The sequence below is a fragment of the Pseudoalteromonas sp. 20-92 genome, from assembly GCF_030847595.1.
GTDB lineage: Bacteria > Pseudomonadota > Gammaproteobacteria > Enterobacterales > Alteromonadaceae > Pseudoalteromonas > Pseudoalteromonas fuliginea.
The window spans coordinates 272,183-290,972 of record NZ_JANJGQ010000001.1; the positions used below are offsets into that span (position 1 = coordinate 272,183).

At 38.9% G+C, this 18,790-nt stretch carries 18 protein-coding genes; 12 read left to right on the forward strand and 6 right to left on the reverse strand.

Annotated elements, in window-relative coordinates; genetic code table 11:
* Positions 1–6: 6 nt before the first annotated feature.
* Positions 7–426, forward strand: a complete 420-nt coding sequence (locus tag NRL14_RS01120; protein WP_007378371.1) for a type IV pilin protein — start codon at positions 7–9, stop codon at positions 424–426.
* A gap of 201 nt (positions 427–627) precedes the next feature.
* Here NRL14_RS01120 and NRL14_RS01125 read toward each other — a convergent pair whose 3' ends face one another.
* Positions 628–1,167, reverse strand: coding sequence for a GspH/FimT family pseudopilin (locus tag NRL14_RS01125; protein ID WP_007378370.1), 540 nt, complete (start codon positions 1,165–1,167; stop codon positions 628–630).
* 81 nt (positions 1,168–1,248) lie between these two features.
* Entirely contained in the window at positions 1,249–1,797 is a 549-nt protein-coding gene (locus tag NRL14_RS01130; RefSeq protein WP_007378369.1) for a GspH/FimT family pseudopilin, read from the reverse strand.
* Between the two features lie 160 nt (positions 1,798–1,957).
* Between NRL14_RS01130 and NRL14_RS01135 the strand changes: the two genes are divergently transcribed.
* A complete protein-coding gene (locus NRL14_RS01135) occupies positions 1,958–2,296 on the forward strand; it encodes a P-II family nitrogen regulator (protein ID WP_008135742.1) in 339 nt (112 codons plus the stop codon).
* 461 nt (positions 2,297–2,757) lie between these two features.
* Here the strand turns inward: NRL14_RS01135 and NRL14_RS01140 are convergent, their stop codons facing one another.
* A complete protein-coding gene (locus NRL14_RS01140; protein ID WP_007378367.1) occupies positions 2,758–3,522 on the reverse strand; it encodes an outer membrane protein assembly factor BamD in 765 nt (254 codons plus the stop codon).
* Positions 3,523–3,663: 141 nt separating this feature from the next.
* Between NRL14_RS01140 and rluD the strand changes: the two genes are divergently transcribed.
* The 3 genes from rluD (at position 3,664) to clpB (ending at position 8,047) form a co-directional block, all read left to right on the forward strand.
* Positions 3,664–4,641 (forward strand): 23S rRNA pseudouridine(1911/1915/1917) synthase RluD, encoded by a 978-nt coding sequence (rluD, locus tag NRL14_RS01145; protein ID WP_007378366.1) that lies wholly within the window; start codon positions 3,664–3,666, stop codon positions 4,639–4,641.
* Positions 4,641–5,372: a peptidoglycan editing factor PgeF gene (pgeF, locus tag NRL14_RS01150; RefSeq protein ID WP_306723785.1), complete on the forward strand. Its 732-nt coding sequence runs from the start codon at positions 4,641–4,643 to the stop codon at positions 5,370–5,372. Before rluD ends, pgeF begins: the two co-directional genes overlap by 1 nt.
* Positions 5,373–5,470: 98 nt before the next feature.
* On the forward strand, positions 5,471–8,047 hold the full coding sequence (clpB, locus tag NRL14_RS01155; protein ID WP_033031737.1) for an ATP-dependent chaperone ClpB: 2,577 nt from the start codon (positions 5,471–5,473) through the stop codon (positions 8,045–8,047).
* A gap of 108 nt (positions 8,048–8,155) precedes the next feature.
* On the opposite strand, the gene NRL14_RS01160 is transcribed toward clpB, so the two are convergent.
* Positions 8,156–9,703 (reverse strand): PAS domain-containing methyl-accepting chemotaxis protein, encoded by a 1,548-nt coding sequence (locus NRL14_RS01160; protein WP_306723857.1) that lies wholly within the window; start codon positions 9,701–9,703, stop codon positions 8,156–8,158.
* 523 nt (positions 9,704–10,226) lie between these two features.
* Between NRL14_RS01160 and gshA the strand changes: the two genes are divergently transcribed.
* Positions 10,227–11,804 carry a glutamate--cysteine ligase gene (gene gshA / locus NRL14_RS01165; protein WP_306723786.1) on the forward strand — a complete coding sequence of 526 codons (1,578 nt, stop codon included), beginning with the start codon at positions 10,227–10,229 and terminating at the stop codon, positions 11,802–11,804.
* 143 nt (positions 11,805–11,947) lie between these two features.
* Positions 11,948–12,556, forward strand: coding sequence for a transglycosylase SLT domain-containing protein (locus NRL14_RS01170; protein ID WP_007378361.1), 609 nt, complete (start codon positions 11,948–11,950; stop codon positions 12,554–12,556).
* Between the two features lie 144 nt (positions 12,557–12,700).
* On the opposite strand, the gene NRL14_RS01175 is transcribed toward NRL14_RS01170, so the two are convergent.
* Both NRL14_RS01175 and NRL14_RS01180 read right to left on the reverse strand, forming a co-directional pair.
* Positions 12,701–13,969, reverse strand: coding sequence for an HlyC/CorC family transporter (locus tag NRL14_RS01175; protein WP_008135726.1), 1,269 nt, complete (start codon positions 13,967–13,969; stop codon positions 12,701–12,703).
* A 61-nt stretch (positions 13,970–14,030) separates the two neighbouring features.
* Positions 14,031–14,837, reverse strand: a complete 807-nt coding sequence (locus tag NRL14_RS01180; RefSeq protein ID WP_007378359.1) for an inner membrane protein YpjD — start codon at positions 14,835–14,837, stop codon at positions 14,031–14,033.
* A gap of 250 nt (positions 14,838–15,087) precedes the next feature.
* Here NRL14_RS01180 and ffh point away from each other — a divergent pair, with 250 nt between their 5' ends.
* The 5 genes from ffh (at position 15,088) to rplS (ending at position 18,689) form a co-directional block, all read left to right on the forward strand.
* On the forward strand, positions 15,088–16,467 hold the full coding sequence (ffh, locus tag NRL14_RS01185) for a signal recognition particle protein (RefSeq protein ID WP_008135724.1): 1,380 nt from the start codon (positions 15,088–15,090) through the stop codon (positions 16,465–16,467).
* A gap of 259 nt (positions 16,468–16,726) precedes the next feature.
* Positions 16,727–16,975 (forward strand): 30S ribosomal protein S16, encoded by a 249-nt coding sequence (gene rpsP, locus NRL14_RS01190; protein ID WP_002962192.1) that lies wholly within the window; start codon positions 16,727–16,729, stop codon positions 16,973–16,975.
* A gap of 17 nt (positions 16,976–16,992) precedes the next feature.
* Positions 16,993–17,529, forward strand: coding sequence for a ribosome maturation factor RimM (gene rimM / locus NRL14_RS01195; RefSeq protein ID WP_008135722.1), 537 nt, complete (start codon positions 16,993–16,995; stop codon positions 17,527–17,529).
* On the forward strand, positions 17,529–18,296 hold the full coding sequence (trmD, locus tag NRL14_RS01200; RefSeq protein WP_008135721.1) for a tRNA (guanosine(37)-N1)-methyltransferase TrmD: 768 nt from the start codon (positions 17,529–17,531) through the stop codon (positions 18,294–18,296). The genes rimM and trmD overlap by 1 nt, the downstream gene beginning before the upstream one ends.
* Before the next feature lie 33 nt (positions 18,297–18,329).
* On the forward strand, positions 18,330–18,689 hold the full coding sequence (gene rplS / locus NRL14_RS01205; RefSeq protein ID WP_007581406.1) for a 50S ribosomal protein L19: 360 nt from the start codon (positions 18,330–18,332) through the stop codon (positions 18,687–18,689).
* Positions 18,690–18,790 lie beyond the last annotated feature (101 nt).

Genomic DNA, 18,790 nt, shown 5'->3' on the forward strand with positions numbered 1-18,790 from the left:
AAATAGATGAGCAATAAACAAGGTGGATTTACGTTAATTGAGCTAATGATAGCTGTTGCTATCGTTGGTATATTAGCTTCAATAGCATTACCTAATTACACTGAGTATGTTAAGCGCACTTCGCGTGCTGAAGCCGCTGCGGCATTATTGGATGCGGCAAATAAAGAAGAGCAGTTTTTTGTTGATAATAGGGAATACACAGAATCGTTTGATAACCTTGGTATTAATAATAAAACAGAAAGTAAACATTTTGAACTCAGTATCGAAGTGAAACAAACGAATACGTTTACCATTAAAGCAAAGCCCATAGGTGGCGCAGTAAAAGGTGATGGTGATTGTACTGAACTATCTATTACTGATATTGGCTTAAAGGGTGCAAAAGGTACTAAAGGAGCTACTGACGTTGACTATTGTTGGGGTCGGTAATTATTAGTTAACCTGAACTTTGGATAATAAATCTATCTCAAGCAGCTATTTTCAGTACTGACTGCGTTGAATTTACTTGCAATAGGCCAGCTATTGCAAGTAAGTTAGCCTTGTTTTCACTGAAAATCTCTGGCTAGAGAAAATAAATTTAAACATCACCATGATTAAATACGTTAGTAAACCTCTTAACCAGAGTTCAGGTTAGTTACTTTTTTGACATATATCGGTTGATTTAATTCGTATTCGACCCGTTTGACTTACTGACAAGGCAAGCCCTTCAAGATTTGCCTTGTCGCTATTTGGACAATAGATAAAAGTGCCATTTTGAAAGCCATTTAGTGAACCGTCAGGCCTAAAAGTTATTGCATCACGAGGGTATTTTAAGCTATCTGCATCATGAGTATGTTCAAATGTACTCAAAAGTAGTTCATCGTTATTTAGTGTAGTGGATTTATCATTATCGATAAATAAAGAGATTCGACCGTCCCAATCATCTTTCACACATTCCTTTTCTTTTAACGTACATAGCGTAACGTAGGTGCTATTTTCGATTGCATACAGCCGTGCGTAGTTAATATTACGATGTAATAGGTTAACTTGATTGTCGGCACGATTTAAGGCTAAAAAATCTGAAAAGAACCATATTGAAAGCTGACTGATGATAGCAATGATTGATAAAGCCACCATTAACTCTATGAGAATTATCCCTAATATTTTGTTTGAACGTGTTTTAAACCTCATCCCTGAAGCCTTAAATCAATCTAAATGATTAATTTAGTCTAGTAAACAATCAGAATATGACAAATTTAATTAGTGTGTTTTTTAATCACATTTTTCTGTGGTATCTCCTAGATAAAAGGCTGTTCCTGATTGAGAAACTCTGAGCGCTTTATTGTTTTCAGTACCGTTATTGGGGCAAAAGATAAAGTCGCCTGGATTAGTCGTGATACGACCGCTGGTATTAAAGCGCAGCATTTTTTCATTTCCAGTGTATTTTAATTTATCTGTAGAACTAATTTTTTCCATTGCTCTAAAAATAGTGTCTGTTTTTCTATTAAATTTACCATTGTTATTTTTATCAACAAATAATGCTATTACCGAATCGCCTTGCCATGTGTTTTGACAATTAAAGAATTTATTTTCGCTTATCTTATTTAATGGTCCAGGGCATAGCACCATTATTTCATCAGTACTTGCTGCTTGAGAACGTGCATAGCTAATATTTCTTTTCAACTCTAACAAAAAATTTTCAGCCCTATTTTCTTCAAGCATGTCGCTACTGTTCCAAAAGGCAATAGAAGCAATAATACCCACAATAGAAACAGTGACCATTAATTCTAGAAGGGTGAATCCGTTTTGTTTATTGTTCATATTAATCTCATTACTGCGAGTTGTTTAAGTATAGCTATTTTTATTTGGTAAATTATACCATGGTTGATTGTTTTATCACCGTCATTCAATTGCTTTGTTTGCTATGAACTCTATGATTGTCTAAAATCGAAGCATCTGAAGCTTTAAAAAAGTAGTTAACATGAAAAAAATAGAAGCAATTATTAAGCCTTTTAAACTTGATGATGTACGTGAAGCATTGTCTGAAGTAGGTATCAATGGAATGACCGTAAGTGAAGTTAAAGGTTTTGGTCGCCAAAAAGGGCACACTGAGCTGTATCGTGGTGCGGAGTATATGGTTGATTTTTTGCCAAAAGTAAAATTAGACATCGTACTTGGTGATGATGATGTTGAACGTGCTATAGAAGTTATCGTTAAAACAGCGCAAACAGGAAAAATAGGTGACGGTAAAATATTTGTCACTGATGTTGAGCGTGTCGTACGGATCCGAACAGCAGAAGAAGATGAAGACGCGATTTAACGTTTTAATTAATACAGGGCCTGTTTATACCAACCTGCATAAATCTTTGATCAATTTAACGAATTAAATTGCACTATAACGTCGTTAAAAATTTTTATTTACGACTGCATGGATGCAGGAGGTAGAGCAATGCAGGGAGCAATTGCCGAGAACAACTAGATACAAAAATTTTGCCTTGTTCTAGCGTAATTTTCTTAACGTTAAATAGACCCCATATATAAGCAGATTGGTATTACCTTTCAGGTTTAAAATTTGTTCTATTTAGGGGGTTTAATCGCGGCGCGAGGTTTGTAACTTAGTGGGCTTGGTAACTGCCCCTGTTTGATGCTATTGGCTTACATCCGTGAGAAAATAAGTCAAAATTGAGCAAAGATCCCGTGTCCTGCACACACCCCTAATAAAAACCCCTGCTAATTACTTAGCAGGGGTTTGTGTATAAGAGGCAGCTTACAAGCGCTTTTCTATTTGGTTCTATTATTCAGTTTTCGCGTTTGCTTTGCATGTTTGCTAAGTTCAGTTAACCCTAGTTTGTCGTAACTTTTTTCCATCATTTCAAGTGCAGGGTCTAAATAGCTGCTTTGTGAATAATGCTCAACAACAAATTTACCACGATTAGCTGCTGCTAAATAAGCTTCACGTTCGTAATAGTAAGTCGCTACTTTTAATTCGTAACGTGCCATGCGGTTTAACAGCCACACCAAACGACGTTTAGCTTCTGGTGCATAATCACTATCTGGAAAACGTTTAACCAATGTTGATAAATCGGTAAATGCAACACGTGTTCGGTTTGCATCACGGTCAGCTCTATCTACACCAAAGTATTCTTGAAATGCATTTTTGTCTGCTTTGATGTTTACCAAACCACGCATGTAATACATGTAATCTAAATCTTTATGATTTGGGTTGAGGCGTATAAAGCGATCGACTGTTGCTAATGCTTGCTCTGTATTACCCGATTGATAATGCGCATACACTAAATCCATTTGTACTTGCTTAGAAAACGGGCCAAATGGATAACGAGAATCTATTGCACTTAGAAGCTCAATTGCACGTGCATATAAACCAGAATCTAGTGTTTCTTTTGCATCTTCATACAAAGCTTGTGCTGATCTGTTTGGTACACGTTGAATATCTTCTTGGTCAGGCGCAGACGAACAAGCGCCTAAACTAAGTACAGAAACTGAAAAAACAATGGCAAATGCACGTTTCCCTATTTTATTTATCATTTTATTTGTTACCTTCGATGTCTTCGGCTAGGCCAAGTCGGTAAAACCGAGTAAACTATACGTATTATATTATGCTTTTATTAAAAGCGATTCTAACCCAGTCGAGCAAAGCTTGCACTGGTAAATTGGGTAAAGTTACTAATGACAGAGCAAATTTCTCTTCAAGCCGAGGTTCCAACTGACTTAGGTGGTAAACGTCTAGACCAAGTATTAGCGCAATTGTTCCCTGATTATTCACGTTCACGTATAAAAACATGGATTTTGGATGATAAAATTACTGTTGATGGCGAAATATTAAACACACCACGTACTAAGTTATTAGGTGGTGAGCTTCTTAATGTTGAAACAACTATTGAAGCACCGCGAGAATACCTTGCACAAAACATCGATTTGAACATAGTTTATGAAGACGATCATATTTTGGTAATTAATAAACCAATGGGGCTTGTGGTTCACCCTGGGGCGGGTAATCCTGATGGCACAGTATTAAATGCGCTATTACATCACTACCCGGAAATTATCAATGTTCCGCGAGCTGGTATTGTGCACAGGTTAGATAAGGATACGACCGGATTAATGGTTGTGGCTAAGACGATCCCTGCACAAACGCATTTAGTGACAGCACTACAAAAACGTGAAAACTTCACCCGTGAATATGAAGCGCTTTGTAATGGAACCATGACCGCTGGTGGCATGATTGAAAAGCCTATTGGTCGCCATGCGACACAGCGTACACACATGGCTGTTCATGAAATGGGTAAGCCTGCTATTACGCATTACCGTGTGGCTGAAAAGTTTCGCGCACATACTCGCTTGCGTTTGCGCTTAGAAACCGGTCGTACACACCAAATTCGTGTTCATATGGCTTACTTAAATCACCCATTAATTGGTGATCAGTCTTATGGCGGCCGTCCGCGTCCACCAAAAGGTGCAACTCCTGAGTTATTTGAGCTACTTCGTAGTTTTAGACGCCAAGCTCTCCACGCGGTTAAATTAAGCATTGCTCATCCTATTACGGGTGAAATGATGACATGGCAAGCGCCTATACCTGATGATATGGTTGCTATGACGCTAGCACTACGCGAAGACACCAAAGCTAATCCTGATATAGATAGATAGTGTATTTATTATCAGCGACATGGCAAAACCTTCATAATGTAGGTACGTTAAGTACTACATGTGAAGGTGGCGTTTCTCAAGTCCCATTTAAAAGTTTAAACCTTGGACTTCATGTTGGTGATAATAAAGAGTACGTATTAAAAAATCGCGCATTGTTAAATACGCATATTCCAAAACCAGCGGTATGGCTAAATCAAGTTCACAGTAACAATGTTGTTATTGTTGATGAGCATTTTGACTTCACTGAGTTACATAATGCTGATGCTCTTTATACACAACTAATTGATCAACCACTTGCTATTATGACCGCTGATTGCCTTCCCATATTATTAAGTAGTAATGATGGCAATGAAGTTGCGGCCATTCACGGAGGGTGGCGAGGGTTAGAGCAGGGTATAATTAAAAGTACTCTTGATTGTTTTGATGCAAAGCATGAGGATATCAATGCATGGTTAGGTCCTGCTATTGGTCCAAATAAATTCGAAGTTGGCTCAGACATTTTTGAGCTATTTCAAGCTCAATCATCTCTTTTTGTTGAAGCGTTTAAACTACAAACTAACCACAAATACCTTGCCGATATTTATAATATTGCTCGTATATTACTAAATAAATCAGGTATAAAAAAAATTACAGGGGGAGAGTACTGCACTGTTTCTCGCAAAGACCTGTTTTTTTCTTATCGTCGTGATGGCCAAACTGGACGCATGGCAAGTTTGATCTGGCGCAAGTAATTTATCATTGTTGTGATTATATTTTCTGCTACACCTTGAACAAACGCCTAAACATACCCATTAATTAAGCAATTAGATTATTTGATAGGTAAACCCTTATGCGTTTAGATCGATTTACAAGTAAATTTCAATCTGCGCTTTCTGATGCGCAATCGCTGGCACTTGGCCGCGATCATCAATTTATTGAACCTGTACACTTAATGTACTCATTGCTTCAGCAAAGCGGGTCAAGTGTTCGAGCGCTATTTGCCCAAATAGGCATAAGTGCAGACGAACTCAATACCAAGCTCTCCCAAGAAATAGAAAAGCTATTTAAAGTAGAAGGGGTCGGCGGTGATGTTCAACTGTCCAATAACATGGTGTCGCTTATCAACTTATGCGATAAATATGCGCAAAAGCGTAAAGATAAATACATCTCTAGTGAATTATTTGTACTTGTTGCATGTGATGATAAAGGCCCACTTGGGACTATTTTTAAAGCGTTAAATATAACCGCCAGCAAAGTTGAGAGTGCGATTAAAGCGATTCGTGGAGGTCAAAAAGTTGATGATCCAAATGCAGAAGAAACACGCCAAGCATTAGAAAAGTTCACCATTGATTTAACTGAACGCGCTGAGCAGGGTAAGCTTGACCCTGTTATAGGCCGTGATGATGAGATTCGCCGTACGATTCAGGTTCTGCAGCGCAGGACTAAAAACAACCCTGTACTAATAGGTGAGCCTGGCGTTGGTAAAACAGCAATCGCTGAGGGCTTAGCGCAGCGTATTATTAATGGTGAAGTACCAGAAGGATTAAAAAATAAACGCGTACTATCACTTGATTTAGGCGCGTTAGTTGCGGGTGCTAAATACCGTGGCGAATTTGAAGAACGTTTAAAATCAGTATTAAACGAATTGGCTAAAGAAGAAGGCCAAGTCATTTTATTTATTGATGAAATACACACCATTGTGGGGGCAGGTAAAAGTGACGGCGCAATGGATGCGGGCAATATGCTAAAACCAGCATTAGCGCGCGGTGAATTACACTGTGTTGGCGCAACCACGCTTGATGAATACCGTAAATACATAGAGAAAGACGCAGCGCTTGAACGTCGCTTCCAAAAAGTACTCATTGAAGAGCCTTCAGTCGAGGATACCATTGCTATATTACGCGGCTTAAAAGAGCGATATGAGTTACATCATTCAGTAGAAATTACAGATCCCGCGATTGTTGCTGCAGCGCAGTTATCTCACCGCTATATTAGTGATCGCCAGCTACCGGATAAAGCGATTGACTTGATTGATGAAGCGGGTTCTTCAATTCGTTTGCAAATTGATTCAAAACCAGAGTCATTAGATAAACTCGAACGTCGTATTATCCAACTAAAGTTAGAAGATAATGCACTAGCGAAAGAAAAAGACGAAGCAAGCCAAAAACGCCGAGCTGAAATGCAAGAGTTGATCACCGACCTTGATGGGCAATATCGTGAGCTAGACGAGATATGGAATGCTGAAAAAGCATCACTTCAAGGCACGCAAGTAATTAAAGCTGAGCTTGAACAAGCAAGATTAGATTTAGATGTAGCGCGAAGGGCAAGTGACTTACAGCGTATGTCAGAGCTGCAATACGGGCGTATCCCTGAACTTGAACGAAAACTTGATTTAGCCTCACAAGCCGAAATGCAAGAAATGACTCTGCTTAAAAACCAAGTCGGTGAGGATGAAATAGCAGAAATACTTTCTCGCTGGACCGGTATACCGGTATCGAGAATGCTACAAGGTGAGCGTGAAAAGCTACTGCAAATGGAAGATAAGTTACACAGTAAGGTAATAGGCCAAGATGAAGCTGTTGTTGCTGTTTCTAACGCAATACGCCGCTCTCGTGCCGGACTTGCTGATCCTAACCGTCCGATTGGCTCGTTTTTATTTTTAGGCCCAACGGGGGTTGGTAAAACAGAGCTAACTAAAGCACTGGCTGGTTTTATGTTTGATACCGAAGATGCCATGGTGCGTATCGATATGTCTGAATTTATGGAAAAACATTCAGTTGCACGTTTAGTTGGAGCTCCTCCTGGTTACGTGGGTTACGAAGAGGGCGGTTATTTAACCGAGGCTGTACGCCGTAAACCTTATTCGGTAATACTGCTTGATGAAATCGAAAAAGCACACCCTGATGTATTTAATATCTTACTGCAAGTATTAGATGATGGTCGTCTAACCGACGGACAAGGTAGAACCGTTGATTTTAAAAATACCGTTATTATTATGACTTCAAACCTAGGCTCAGATATTATTCAAGAGCAGGCTGGAAATAATGATTACACAACACTTAAAGCTAAAGTGATGGATGTATTAATAAATGAATTTAGGCCTGAATTTATAAACCGTATAGACGAGACTGTGGTATTTCATCCATTAGCTAACGAACATATCAAAGAGATTGCTGATATTCAGTTAATGAAATTACGTGAGCGTTTAACTGAAATGGGTTACTTACTGGAAATAACGGACACTGCGCTTGAACGCATTGCAGCAAGTGGTTTTGATCCCGTTTATGGCGCGCGTCCACTTAAACGTGCGATTCAACAAACCATTGAAAATCCACTCGCGCAAAAGTTACTCAGTGGTGATTATCTACCTGGCAGTGTTATCATTATTGATGCAACCGATGAAGGTCTAGTATTTACAAATCGCTAATCAATAGAAGTTAAATATATAAAGCCGCTACCTAAAGTGACACCCAATAGTTGGACATTCCAATTATTGTGGGCCACTTCAATCAGCGGCTTTTTTATAGGTGCTAATTTAAACTTTAAACGTCAGTAAAAGGTCATTTACTTTACGAGAACCTTCAACCAGCTCTGCTGCACCTTTTGCGACATTAAAACTTAAATTGAGATTTTCGTCACCAAACCCCTTAATCTGCGATACATTATTACCAATATCATTACTAACTACCTGTTGCTCTTCTGCTGCAGTCGATATTTGAATTGCTAGTTGAGAAATCTCACTTATTTGAACAAAAATACCATCAAGTTCGATCTGAGTTTTAGCGGTTGTATCTACGCAAGTATCGGCTTGAGTTTTAGTGCTCTGCATTACTTTAGACCAGCTAAATAAGGTATCTTGTATTTCTTTAATTGAGCTATGGATTTGTGTTGTTGCATTTTGAGTCCTTGACGATAGGGTTCTTACTTCATCTGCTACAACGGCAAAGCCTCGACCATGTTCGCCTGCTCTTGCTGCTTCTATTGCTGCATTTAATGCCAGTAAGTTTGTTTGATCCGCAATCCCTTCAATTTCACTCATCACTTGACCTATTTTATCAGCCTCAGAAGCTAAGCTGCTTGCGGTTGTCGCGGCTTGTTCCACCTGTGTTGCTAAATCAGACACCATGATACTGTTTTCGGCAATATGATTTTTAATATCAGAGCAGCTTTGGTGAGTGAGGTTTACTTTATCTGCTGTTTCTGTGGTGCTATTTGATATTTCACCAATTGTTGAGCTCATTTGTGCCATAGCTGATGCTATTTGTTCTAAACGCTCACCTTGTGCCGCAATACCTTTTTCAGTCATCGCGGATTGTTTATCTAAGTCGGTCGCAATGTTATTAAAGCTTAATGTTGAATCTTTCATACGACCCAATACAGTACGTAATTTTGCACTGATCATTTGTTCTCTGTAATCACTTATACTATGCGGGTTATAGCCGCTATAAATATAACGAGATACCGAATCAGACTTAGCTTTTTGATCACGTAATATTTTAGGTGTCACAATTAGCTCTTCATAATTAAGAGCAATAACTAAACAGCAAATAAATAAGTTTATTAAGACAATGCTTAGCGAACCAAATAGAGCAACATAAATTAGCCATAGTAATATGCATACAAAGCTGATGCTTTGTCTTATTGTTGTTTGTTCTTTGAGGCTAAATAGTGACTTACCCGCATTTATTTTATTATATAAGTCTTGTGCTTGTTGTTTTAGTTGTTGGCTTGGTTTTGTTCTTACAGATTGATAGCCAATAAGCTGACCATGTTCAAAAATAGGCGTTACAAATGCATCAACCCAATAGTAGCGGCCATCTTTACAGCGATTTTTTACCATACCTCGCCAAGAATGGCCTTGTTTTAAGATATCCCACATTTCTTTAAATGCTGCTTTAGGCATATCAGGATGACGTACTATATTATGATTTTTTCCTATGAGTTCTTCTGAGGTGTATCCAGCGATGATACAAAACTCTTGATTAGCATAAGTTATTACTCCCCTTAGGTCAGTCGTAGAAACAAGTTCTTGTGACTCATCAAAATGGACTTCTTCATTTTTTAAGCTTTTATTATTGCGCATTGTATTTTTTATCATCCTTTATCGTTGGCGTCATTATATTGCTTGTTAACTACAAAGCAAAAAAACAAAGTATTTCTTTAGTACTTATAATTTAAATTTCATATTTTTATGATCTACATCAAGTAATTGAATTGTTAAGCTGATTATTGAAAGTTAGGTGAGCCAATGTCGTGTAAGTGCCGGTCTATTTATTGATGAAATTTAATCTTTACTCTGAACGCAGATTAAAATGAATCGACTGCAAGTGGATTCAACACCGTAAGTACTGCAATGAGAGATTTTGAGTCGCGTGAGTCTTCACGTTTTTTAGGTTAAATACCCATGCAAAAAAATTGTATAATACCAAGAGCGGTGGCAATATTAGGGTTTACTGTATGATGCCTGCCATATCAAACGCATATCCAAATTGGATAAATGATAATTAATTTTGAGAAATTGTTTTGTTCTTAGCAATTTAATCTTGAGTCTAGGTAATTAGCCCCCATAACCCTATGATTAAGCCACGTGGCCCGAGGAAGCATTTTTGACAACACATGATTTAACAAATACGCTAAACGCGTTATCAGCAAATGAGCATAAACACGCAGTTAAAGGCATTAAGCGTGGTATTGAGCGAGAGTCGTTAAGAATAAAAAACGATGGTGTTATATCAGCTCAAGGGCATCCTAAAGGGGTTGGAAGTGCATTAACTAATGGGCATATCACCACTGATTTTTCTGAGTCTTTGCTTGAGTTCATTACCCCTGTTAGCGAATCGTCTATACAGACACTTAAGCAATTAAAAGATTTGCAAAAATTCACTTTAGAAAAAATGGGCGATGAATTACTTTGGCCTATTAGCATGCCGTGCTTTATTGAACATCAAGATGATATTGTATTAGCACAATTTGGCAGCTCAAATACTGGTCAAATGAAAACGTTATACCGTGAAGGGTTAAAAAATCGTTACGGTAGTATGATGCAAGCAATTGCAGGCGTACATTTTAATATTTCTTTTCCGGACACACTTTGGCAATCACTTCATTCACTAAAACAAAGTAACGCCAGTTTACAAGATTTTATCTCTGATGGTTATTTAGCACTGATCCGTAATTTTAAACGCGAGCTGTGGTTGATAAGTTATATGTTCGGTGCATCTCCGGCGCTATGTAATTCATTTTTACAAGGTCGCAAAACCGACTTGCCATTTAAAAAATTAGGGAAAGGTACACTTTATTTAGAAGTCGGTACTGCACTTCGTTTAGGTAATCTGGGGTATACAAATAGCGCACAGTCATCATTGCGCGTAATGTATAATTCACTAGATGAATATGTAGCGGGTTTGAAAAAAGCGATCAATACCCCATCTGAAATCTATAGCGATATTGACGATTATACGAGTGAAGCTCCTAAACAGCTTAATAAAAATATTTTGCAAATAGAAAATGAATTTTACTCACCAATTCGCCCTAAACGAAATGCTAAAAATGGTGAAACGCCGACAGACTCGCTGCTTAGAGCTGGCATTGAGTATGTAGAAATTCGCGCATTAGACGTAAACCCTTTTAGCGAAGTGGGTATTGATATAGAGCAAATTCACTTTTTAGATGTATTTTTAACATATTGTTTATTAAAAGATTCAGCTCCAATGGATTGGAAAGAACAAGCGCGTAGTACTGAAAACCTCGACACAGTAGTAAATCAAGGTCGAGAAGAAGGACTAATGCTTAACTTTAATAACGAAGAACGAAGCCTGCAGTCGTGGGGGGGCGAAATATTTACCCAGCTAACGGATGTTGCTAAATGGATGGATAATGCTTACGGTGTTAATTATTACTCAGATACTATAAAGCGTATGGCAACGTGGATTGATAACCCCGCACTGACTTACTCGGGGCGTTACGTTTCACAACTAAAAGAATCTGGTTTAGATAACGGGCACTTCGCATTAGCATTAGCTAATAAGTATAAAAAAAGTCATGCTGAAACTGACTATAGTGAGTTTTTAAAGCCTTGGCTGGAACAACAAGTTATAGAGTCTAATGAGGCACAAGTGGCAATTGAGCAAGCGGATACGCAATCGTTCAAAGCATTCTTAGATGCATATTTTGCCAGTAAGTAAGTTTAATGCCCACTATTTTTAAACAAAAAAAACGCAGCCCAAGTTGGCTGCGTAAATACTTTTCAGGGATGAAACAATGCTGTACTGCTGCATTATAAAATCAGACCCACACTTTTTATAAAAGTTCAGTGAGATCTAAAAACATGAAAAAAAATGCACTAATGTTATCTCTAGCTATTACTCTTGCGGGGTGCGCTACAGCCCCACCAAAGCAACCGAATGATATTTGTAAGATTTTTAAGGAAAAATCCGATTGGTATTTCGATGCAAGAGACGCTCAAGAAAAGTGGGGTTCACCTAAGCATGTATTAATGAGCATGATGTATCAAGAAAGCTCATTTAAACACGATGCAGCGCCACCAATGGAATACTTTTTGTGGATAATTCCAACTGGGCGTGCCAGTGACGCTTATGGTTACTCGCAAGCTAAGACTCCTACATGGGCAGATTATATTCGCGAAACAGGTAATAATGGTGCTGATAGAGATGACTTTGATGATGCAATAGATTTTATGGCATGGTTTGTTTATAAAACGCATAAAGTGAATGGTATTTCTAAATGGGATGCTTATGCGCAATATCTTAATTATCACGAAGGCTGGGGCGGATATAAGCGTGGTACTTATAAAAAGAAAAAATGGCTAATGGGCGTCGCAAATAAAGTTAAACACCGAGCTAGTCGCTATGGCGCACAATTAAAGCGTTGTGAAGAAGAGCTTGATAAAGGGTGGTTAGAGCGATTATTTAGTTAATTAACCTGAATTCTGGATAATAAATCTATCTCGAGTAGCTATTTTCAGCGTTAATTTTATTGAATTTACTGAAAACCTCTTAACCAGAGTTTAGGTTAATTATTTTCATTACTAAAAAAGGAGCCAATTCGGCTCCTTTTTACTTTAACGAGTTCGTTTATTGGGATGTATTTTTACCTGTTTAATCATGTTCTCTTTTACTTCAAGTACTTCAACAGGGTATCCCGCAATACGTAAACTAATATTTGCATCAGGAATATCTTCTAAATATTCAACAATTAAACCACTCAATGTTTTAGGACCGTCAAGTGGGAAATCCCAACCCATTTCTTTATTTAAATCGCGTACGTTAGCACCGCCATCCACAATACAAGAACCATCAGTTTGGGTTGTTACTTCTTCGCTCGGAGTGCGTGTTTGTGTTGTTGTAAAATCGCCAACCACTTCTTCTAAAATATCTTCAAGGGTTACTAGGCCTTGAATATCACCGTACTCATCAACGACGAGGCCAATACGTTCTTTAGATAATTGGAATTTTAAAAGTTGAGTATTAAGGGACGTACCTTCAGGAATAAAGTAAATTTCACGTACAGCACGTAGCAGCGAAGGTTTATCAAACTGCTCTTTTGTAAGAAGCCTAAGCGCATCGCGTGAATGAATAAAACCGACGGCATCATCTATGTTATCTCTGTATAACAACACACGGGTATGTTGTGCATGAGTTAACTGGCGGCTAATTAGTTTCCAATCATCATTTATATCTATCGCCACAATTTCGTTACGTGGGATCATGATATCTTCAACGGTTACTTGTTCTAAGTCTAAAATTGAGGTGAGCATGCTTTGGTGGCGTGCAGGAATAAGTGCGCCTGACTCATTGAGTACGGTTTTTAATTCTTCTTTACTCATACTGTGTTCGTCTATTTGAGCGGCGCTAATACCAAATAATCGCAGTATTCCGTTGGTCATCCAGTTAATAACAACGACAAAAGGGAATAGAATTTTTAGTAACCCTTTAAGTATTATTGAGCTTGGAAAGGCCACTTTTTCAGGATAGAGGGCAGCAAGGGTTTTCGGAGTTACTTCGGCAAATATAAGCACGACTAAAGTTAACACACCCGTTGCTATAGCAATACCAAGGTCACCGTAAAGGCGAATGCCTATAATCGTTGCAACTTGGGCTGCTGCTATATTAACAAGATTGTTACCGATTAAGATTAAACCGATGAGCCTATCTGGACGGCTAAGTAATTTACTGACTCGTTTAGCTGCACGATGATCCTCTTTAGCGAGGTGTCGCAAGCGTATACGATTGATTGACATAATTCCGGTTTCTGAGCCGGAAAAGTAAGCAGAAAAAAGCACCAAAAAACCTAAAATGATAAATAGGGTACTTGTCGATATGTCGTCCAACGATGGATCCTTTTCTTATAAATCAATGCGTATTAAGCTAGAGTGAGCAAGCAGAGTCAAGTTAAAACTTATTTAGTATTACTTCTTGTATGAAACGGCTGCCAAAATAAGCAAGTGTGAGGATAAATGCAGCAATCATAATTGTAATAACGACCGGTTTTCCTCGCCAACCTTTTTTCATATGACCTAATGCAACAACAGCAAAAATTACCCACGCGATTAACGACAGTATCGTTTTATGGATAAACTCTTTAGCAAACATCCCATCAAGAAATAAAAACCCTGACAATAATGCAAAAGTAAGAAGGATTGTCCCTAAGTTTAAAAGTTGGTAGAGCTGGCGCTCAACAACCATCAGAGGGGGTAAATGACTGTGTACAATTGCTAAATCTTTTCGTTTTAATCGCTTATCGATAAAGTAAAACTGTACGCCATATAGGGTAGCAATAATCAAAATACAGTATGCGAGTAAAGAAATAGAGATATGTGTCACTAAACCTATTTCAACATTTATACTTTGCAACAAAAGATGGTGCGGTATAAATAAACTAGCGATAGTTAGAAGTGCTGCGAAACCGTAAACAACCGGAAGTAATAGGGTCGCCGGAAACTTTAATGACACGGCTGTGACAGATACAACAATAACCCAACAGGTAAGTAAAGAGACATTAACGATACTTAAATCTTGACCATCGGATCGAAACACTGAATTAACTAACAGCAGCATGTGCGCCAATATAGCAACCGTACTTAATATTACAGTTACTTTCTGGCTAGGGCCTTGTTGATGAAACAGTCGTGATAGCACGTGAGACGTTGCTAACACATAAAATAAACTGGCAATAATAGTTAAACTAATAATCAGCATTGTGCTTGGGCCACTTAATTTGAGTCAAAAAATCCTTGTTGTTATATTGGCATTGTATTTTATAGCAAAGCAAATGGATAGACCTTAAAAAAAGAAACTCAACTAGCGGCACTTGAACACTGTATTGTCCGGCACCATTTACGGTATACTGTTTTTAATTCAAATTTAATAATATCAATATCCTTAATTGGATGGCTAAATAAAAAAGCTGTGTAATTAGATTGATATAACGTCTTATCGGAACCGATACATGTTTGAGAACCTCCAAGAACGATTAGGTAAAACCTTAAAAAATATCAGTGGTCGTGGCCGCCTAACTGAAGACAACATTAAAGACACTCTTCGTGAAGTGCGTATGGCTTTTTTAGAAGCCGATGTGGCGTTGCCAGTTGTTCGTGACTTTGTAAAGCAAGTAAAGGAACGTGCAGTCGGTGTTGAAGTTACAAAAAGCTTAAGCCCAGGCCAAGTATTTGTAAAAATAGTACGTGAAGAGCTTGAAAAAGCGATGGGTGAAGCAAACGAAGAGCTAAGCTTAAACGCGCAACCGCCTGCGGTTGTAATGATGGCTGGTCTTCAAGGTGCAGGTAAAACAACCAGTGTCGCAAAGCTTGCAAAATTTTTAAAAGAGCGTAAGAAAAAATCTGTACTAGTAGTGAGTGCCGACGTATACCGTCCTGCGGCAATTAAGCAGTTAGAAACGCTTGCTGCTGAAGTTGATGTTGATTTTTTCCCAAGTGATATCTCGCAAAAACCTGTAGATATTGCAACAGCAGCTATTTCTCATGCAAAAAAGAAATTCATCGATGTAGTACTTGTTGATACCGCAGGGCGTTTACATGTCGATAGTGACATGATGGACGAAATTAAAGACCTTCATAAAGCAATCAACCCAATTGAAACATTATTTGTTGTTGATGCAATGACAGGTCAAGATGCGGCAAATACAGCTAAAGCATTTGACGAGGCATTACCACTTACCGGTGTTATATTAACAAAGACTGATGGTGATGCACGTGGTGGTGCGGCTTTATCTATTCGTCATATCACAGGTAAGCCTATTAAGTTTATGGGTGTTGGTGAGCGCACTGACGCACTTGAACCTTTTCATCCTGACCGTATAGCGTCACGTATTTTAGGCATGGGTGATGTACTTTCATTAATCGAAGAAGTCGAGATGAAAGTAGATAAAGAGCAAGCTGCCAGAGTTGCTGAAAAAGTATTTAAAGGCGCAGGCTTTACCCTTGATGATTTTGCGGATCAACTAAAGCAAATGAAAAATATGGGTGGCATGATGTCGATGCTCGATAAACTCCCTGGTATGTCTAACTTACCAGATGCAGTTAAAGGTCAAATGGGTGATAAAACATTTATCCAAATGGAAGCTATTATTAGCTCGATGACTAAAAAAGAGCGTGCACGCCCAGAAATTATTAAAGGTTCGCGTAAAAAACGTATTGCAGCTGGCTCAGGTACACAGGTACAAGAAATTAATAAGTTGCTTAAGCAATTTACGCAAATGCAAAAAATGATGAAAAAAATGAAAGGCAAAGGCGGCATGACCAAAATGATGCGCGGTATGAAAGGCATGTTACCTCCTGGAATGATGGGCGGCGGCGGCCCTAAATTTTAAATATTAGCCTTTAGCTATTTTTGAAAGAATAAATAAACGACAAAAAAGGAGCAAATAGCTCCTTTTTTATTGAATAAATTATGCGCGTAATACCTCATAAGCTCTAATTTTCAGTTGAGATCACGGTTTAACCTACTAAACTGCCTTTTTGCTGCACTTCTTACTTGCGTTATTGCCAAAAACTCGTACAATTCCCCAGCTCCCCATTCTGGGGAGTAAATCTTATTAATGAAAACAGTCAATCTTTATAGAGGACGGTATGGTAACTATTCGTTTGCAACGTGGTGGCGCTAAAAAACGCCCTTTCTATCAAATTGTGGTTGCGGATAGCCGTTTCTCGCGTGACGGTCGCTTCATCGAGAAAGTAGGCTTTTTTAACCCAATTGCTTCAGGTCAAGAAGAAAAAATTCGTTTAGATTTACCACGTGTTGAACACTGGGTAGGTCAGGGCGCATCTCTTTCAGATCGCGTAGCTAAGTTAGTAAAAGACGCTCGTAAAGCGGCTTAATAGGCGTAAGTGTAACCATGAGTCAAGAGAACACCTCATCAATAATTGTCGTAGGAAAGCTCGGTGCCCCATATGGTATAAAGGGCTGGCTTAAGGTACATTCATTTACTGATGATCCCATAGGGATCTTCGATTTCAGCCCGTGGTTGATAGGGCAGCAAGGTAAATGGCAGTCCTTAGAAGTGGTCGACTGGCGTCGCCACAACAAAGGCTTTATCGCTAAATTTGCGCAAATAAACGATCGAGACGAAGCAATGGCTTATACCCATGCAGAAATTTCGATGGATTCAGCGCAATTACCTGAACTCCCGCAAGGTGAGTTCTATTGGCGAGATCTCATTGGCATGTCGGTTGTAACTGATAAAGGTTATAGCTTAGGCATTGTTGATGACCTGATGGAGACAGGATCAAATGACGTACTAGTTGTTAAAGCAAATAGTAAAGATGCATTTGGTCAAGCTGAGCGTTTGATTCCTTTTTTAACTGATTCAGTTATTAAAGAAGTTAAATACGACGCAAGAGAAATTACCGTAGACTGGGATCCTGGGTTTTAATGACGCAAACTAGTTCATTATGGGTAGGGGTGATAAGCCTTTTTCCAGACATGTTTGACGCTATTACAGACCAAGGTGTTACCGGTCGCGCAGTAAAAAATGGCTTAATTGATTTTAACTGCTGGAATCCGCGAGACTACGCTTTAGATAAGCATAGAACCGTAGATGACCGTCCTTACGGGGGCGGACCGGGTATGTTAATGATGGTTGAACCATTAAAAAAAGCGATTGCCGAAGCTAAAAAAGCTGCTGGTGATGGTGCTAAAGTAATTTATATGTCCCCGCAAGGGCGCAAACTTGATCAGCAAGGCGCTAGCGAACTCGCTAACGCTAAAAAACTGATTTTGATTGCCGGTCGCTATGAAGGTATAGATGAGAGAATAATAGAATCATATGTTGACGAAGAATGGTCGATTGGTGATTTTATTTTGAGTGGAGGTGAACTACCTGCCATGACATTAATTGACGCAGTAGCGCGATTAGTGCCGGGTGTGTTAGGTCATAACCAGTCAGCGGAACAAGATTCATTTTCGGATGGCTTGTTAGATTGTCCACACTATACACGACCAGAAACATTGGACGACAAACAGGTTCCTGCTGTATTACTCAGTGGTAACCACCAAGAGATAGCAAAATGGCGGCTTATGCAGTCATTAGGCAGAACTTGGTTACGACGTCCTGACTTGTTGCATAACCTAGCTCTGACTGAGGAGCAAGCGGTATTACTCGCGAAATTTCAGCAAGAGTACCAAAAAGCTTGTGGCTAGAAGACAGTTACACCTAGGAAAGTGAGAAACATAATGGCAAAAGTAAACCAAAATATTATTAAAGCGCTTGAAGATGAGCAGCTTAAAACAGACGTACCTGCATTTGGCCCTGGTGATACAGTGGTTGTACAGGTAAAAGTAAAAGAAGGTGCTAAAGAGCGTCTACAGGCCTTTGAAGGTGTTGTAATCGCTAAGCGTAATCGTGGTCTTCACTCAGCATTCACAGTTCGTAAAATCTCGAACGGTGAAGGCGTTGAGCGTGTATTCCAAACGCACAGCCCTCTTATTGATAGCGTAACAGTTAAGCGTCGCGGTGCAGTTCGCCGTGCTAAGCTTTACTATCTACGTGAGCGTTCTGGTAAATCTGCACGTATTAGAGAAAAACTTAACTAATACGCGCTGTTTATCAACGCAAAAAAACGGGTTGCATCCTTCGGGTTGCAACCCGTTTTGGTTTTAGAATATTATTTTCTCAATTCTCAATTCTCAATTCT

Excerpts from the sequence above, each read along its gene's own strand:
- rpsP (WP_002962192.1), top strand. The coding sequence starts at position 16,727 with ATGGTAACTATTCGTTTGCAACGTGGTGGCGCTAAAAAACGCCCTTTC.
- NRL14_RS01135 (WP_008135742.1), top strand. The coding sequence starts at position 1,958 with ATGAAAAAAATAGAAGCAATTATTAAGCCTTTTAAACTTGATGATGTA.
- ffh (WP_008135724.1), top strand. The coding sequence starts at position 15,088 with ATGTTTGAGAACCTCCAAGAACGATTAGGTAAAACCTTAAAAAATATC.
- NRL14_RS01130 (WP_007378369.1), bottom strand. The coding sequence starts at position 1,797 with ATGAACAATAAACAAAACGGATTCACCCTTCTAGAATTAATGGTCACT.
- NRL14_RS01125 (WP_007378370.1), bottom strand. The coding sequence starts at position 1,167 with ATGAGGTTTAAAACACGTTCAAACAAAATATTAGGGATAATTCTCATA.
- NRL14_RS01120 (WP_007378371.1), top strand. The coding sequence starts at position 7 with ATGAGCAATAAACAAGGTGGATTTACGTTAATTGAGCTAATGATAGCT.
- rplS (WP_007581406.1), top strand. The coding sequence starts at position 18,330 with ATGGCAAAAGTAAACCAAAATATTATTAAAGCGCTTGAAGATGAGCAG.
- rluD (WP_007378366.1), top strand. The coding sequence starts at position 3,664 with ATGACAGAGCAAATTTCTCTTCAAGCCGAGGTTCCAACTGACTTAGGT.
- NRL14_RS01160 (WP_306723857.1), bottom strand. The coding sequence starts at position 9,703 with ATGCGCAATAATAAAAGCTTAAAAAATGAAGAAGTCCATTTTGATGAG.
- trmD (WP_008135721.1), top strand. The coding sequence starts at position 17,529 with ATGACGCAAACTAGTTCATTATGGGTAGGGGTGATAAGCCTTTTTCCA.
- NRL14_RS01180 (WP_007378359.1), bottom strand. The coding sequence starts at position 14,837 with ATGCTGATTATTAGTTTAACTATTATTGCCAGTTTATTTTATGTGTTA.
- rimM (WP_008135722.1), top strand. The coding sequence starts at position 16,993 with ATGAGTCAAGAGAACACCTCATCAATAATTGTCGTAGGAAAGCTCGGT.
- NRL14_RS01170 (WP_007378361.1), top strand. The coding sequence starts at position 11,948 with ATGAAAAAAAATGCACTAATGTTATCTCTAGCTATTACTCTTGCGGGG.
- NRL14_RS01140 (WP_007378367.1), bottom strand. The coding sequence starts at position 3,522 with ATGATAAATAAAATAGGGAAACGTGCATTTGCCATTGTTTTTTCAGTT.
- clpB (WP_033031737.1), top strand. The coding sequence starts at position 5,471 with ATGCGTTTAGATCGATTTACAAGTAAATTTCAATCTGCGCTTTCTGAT.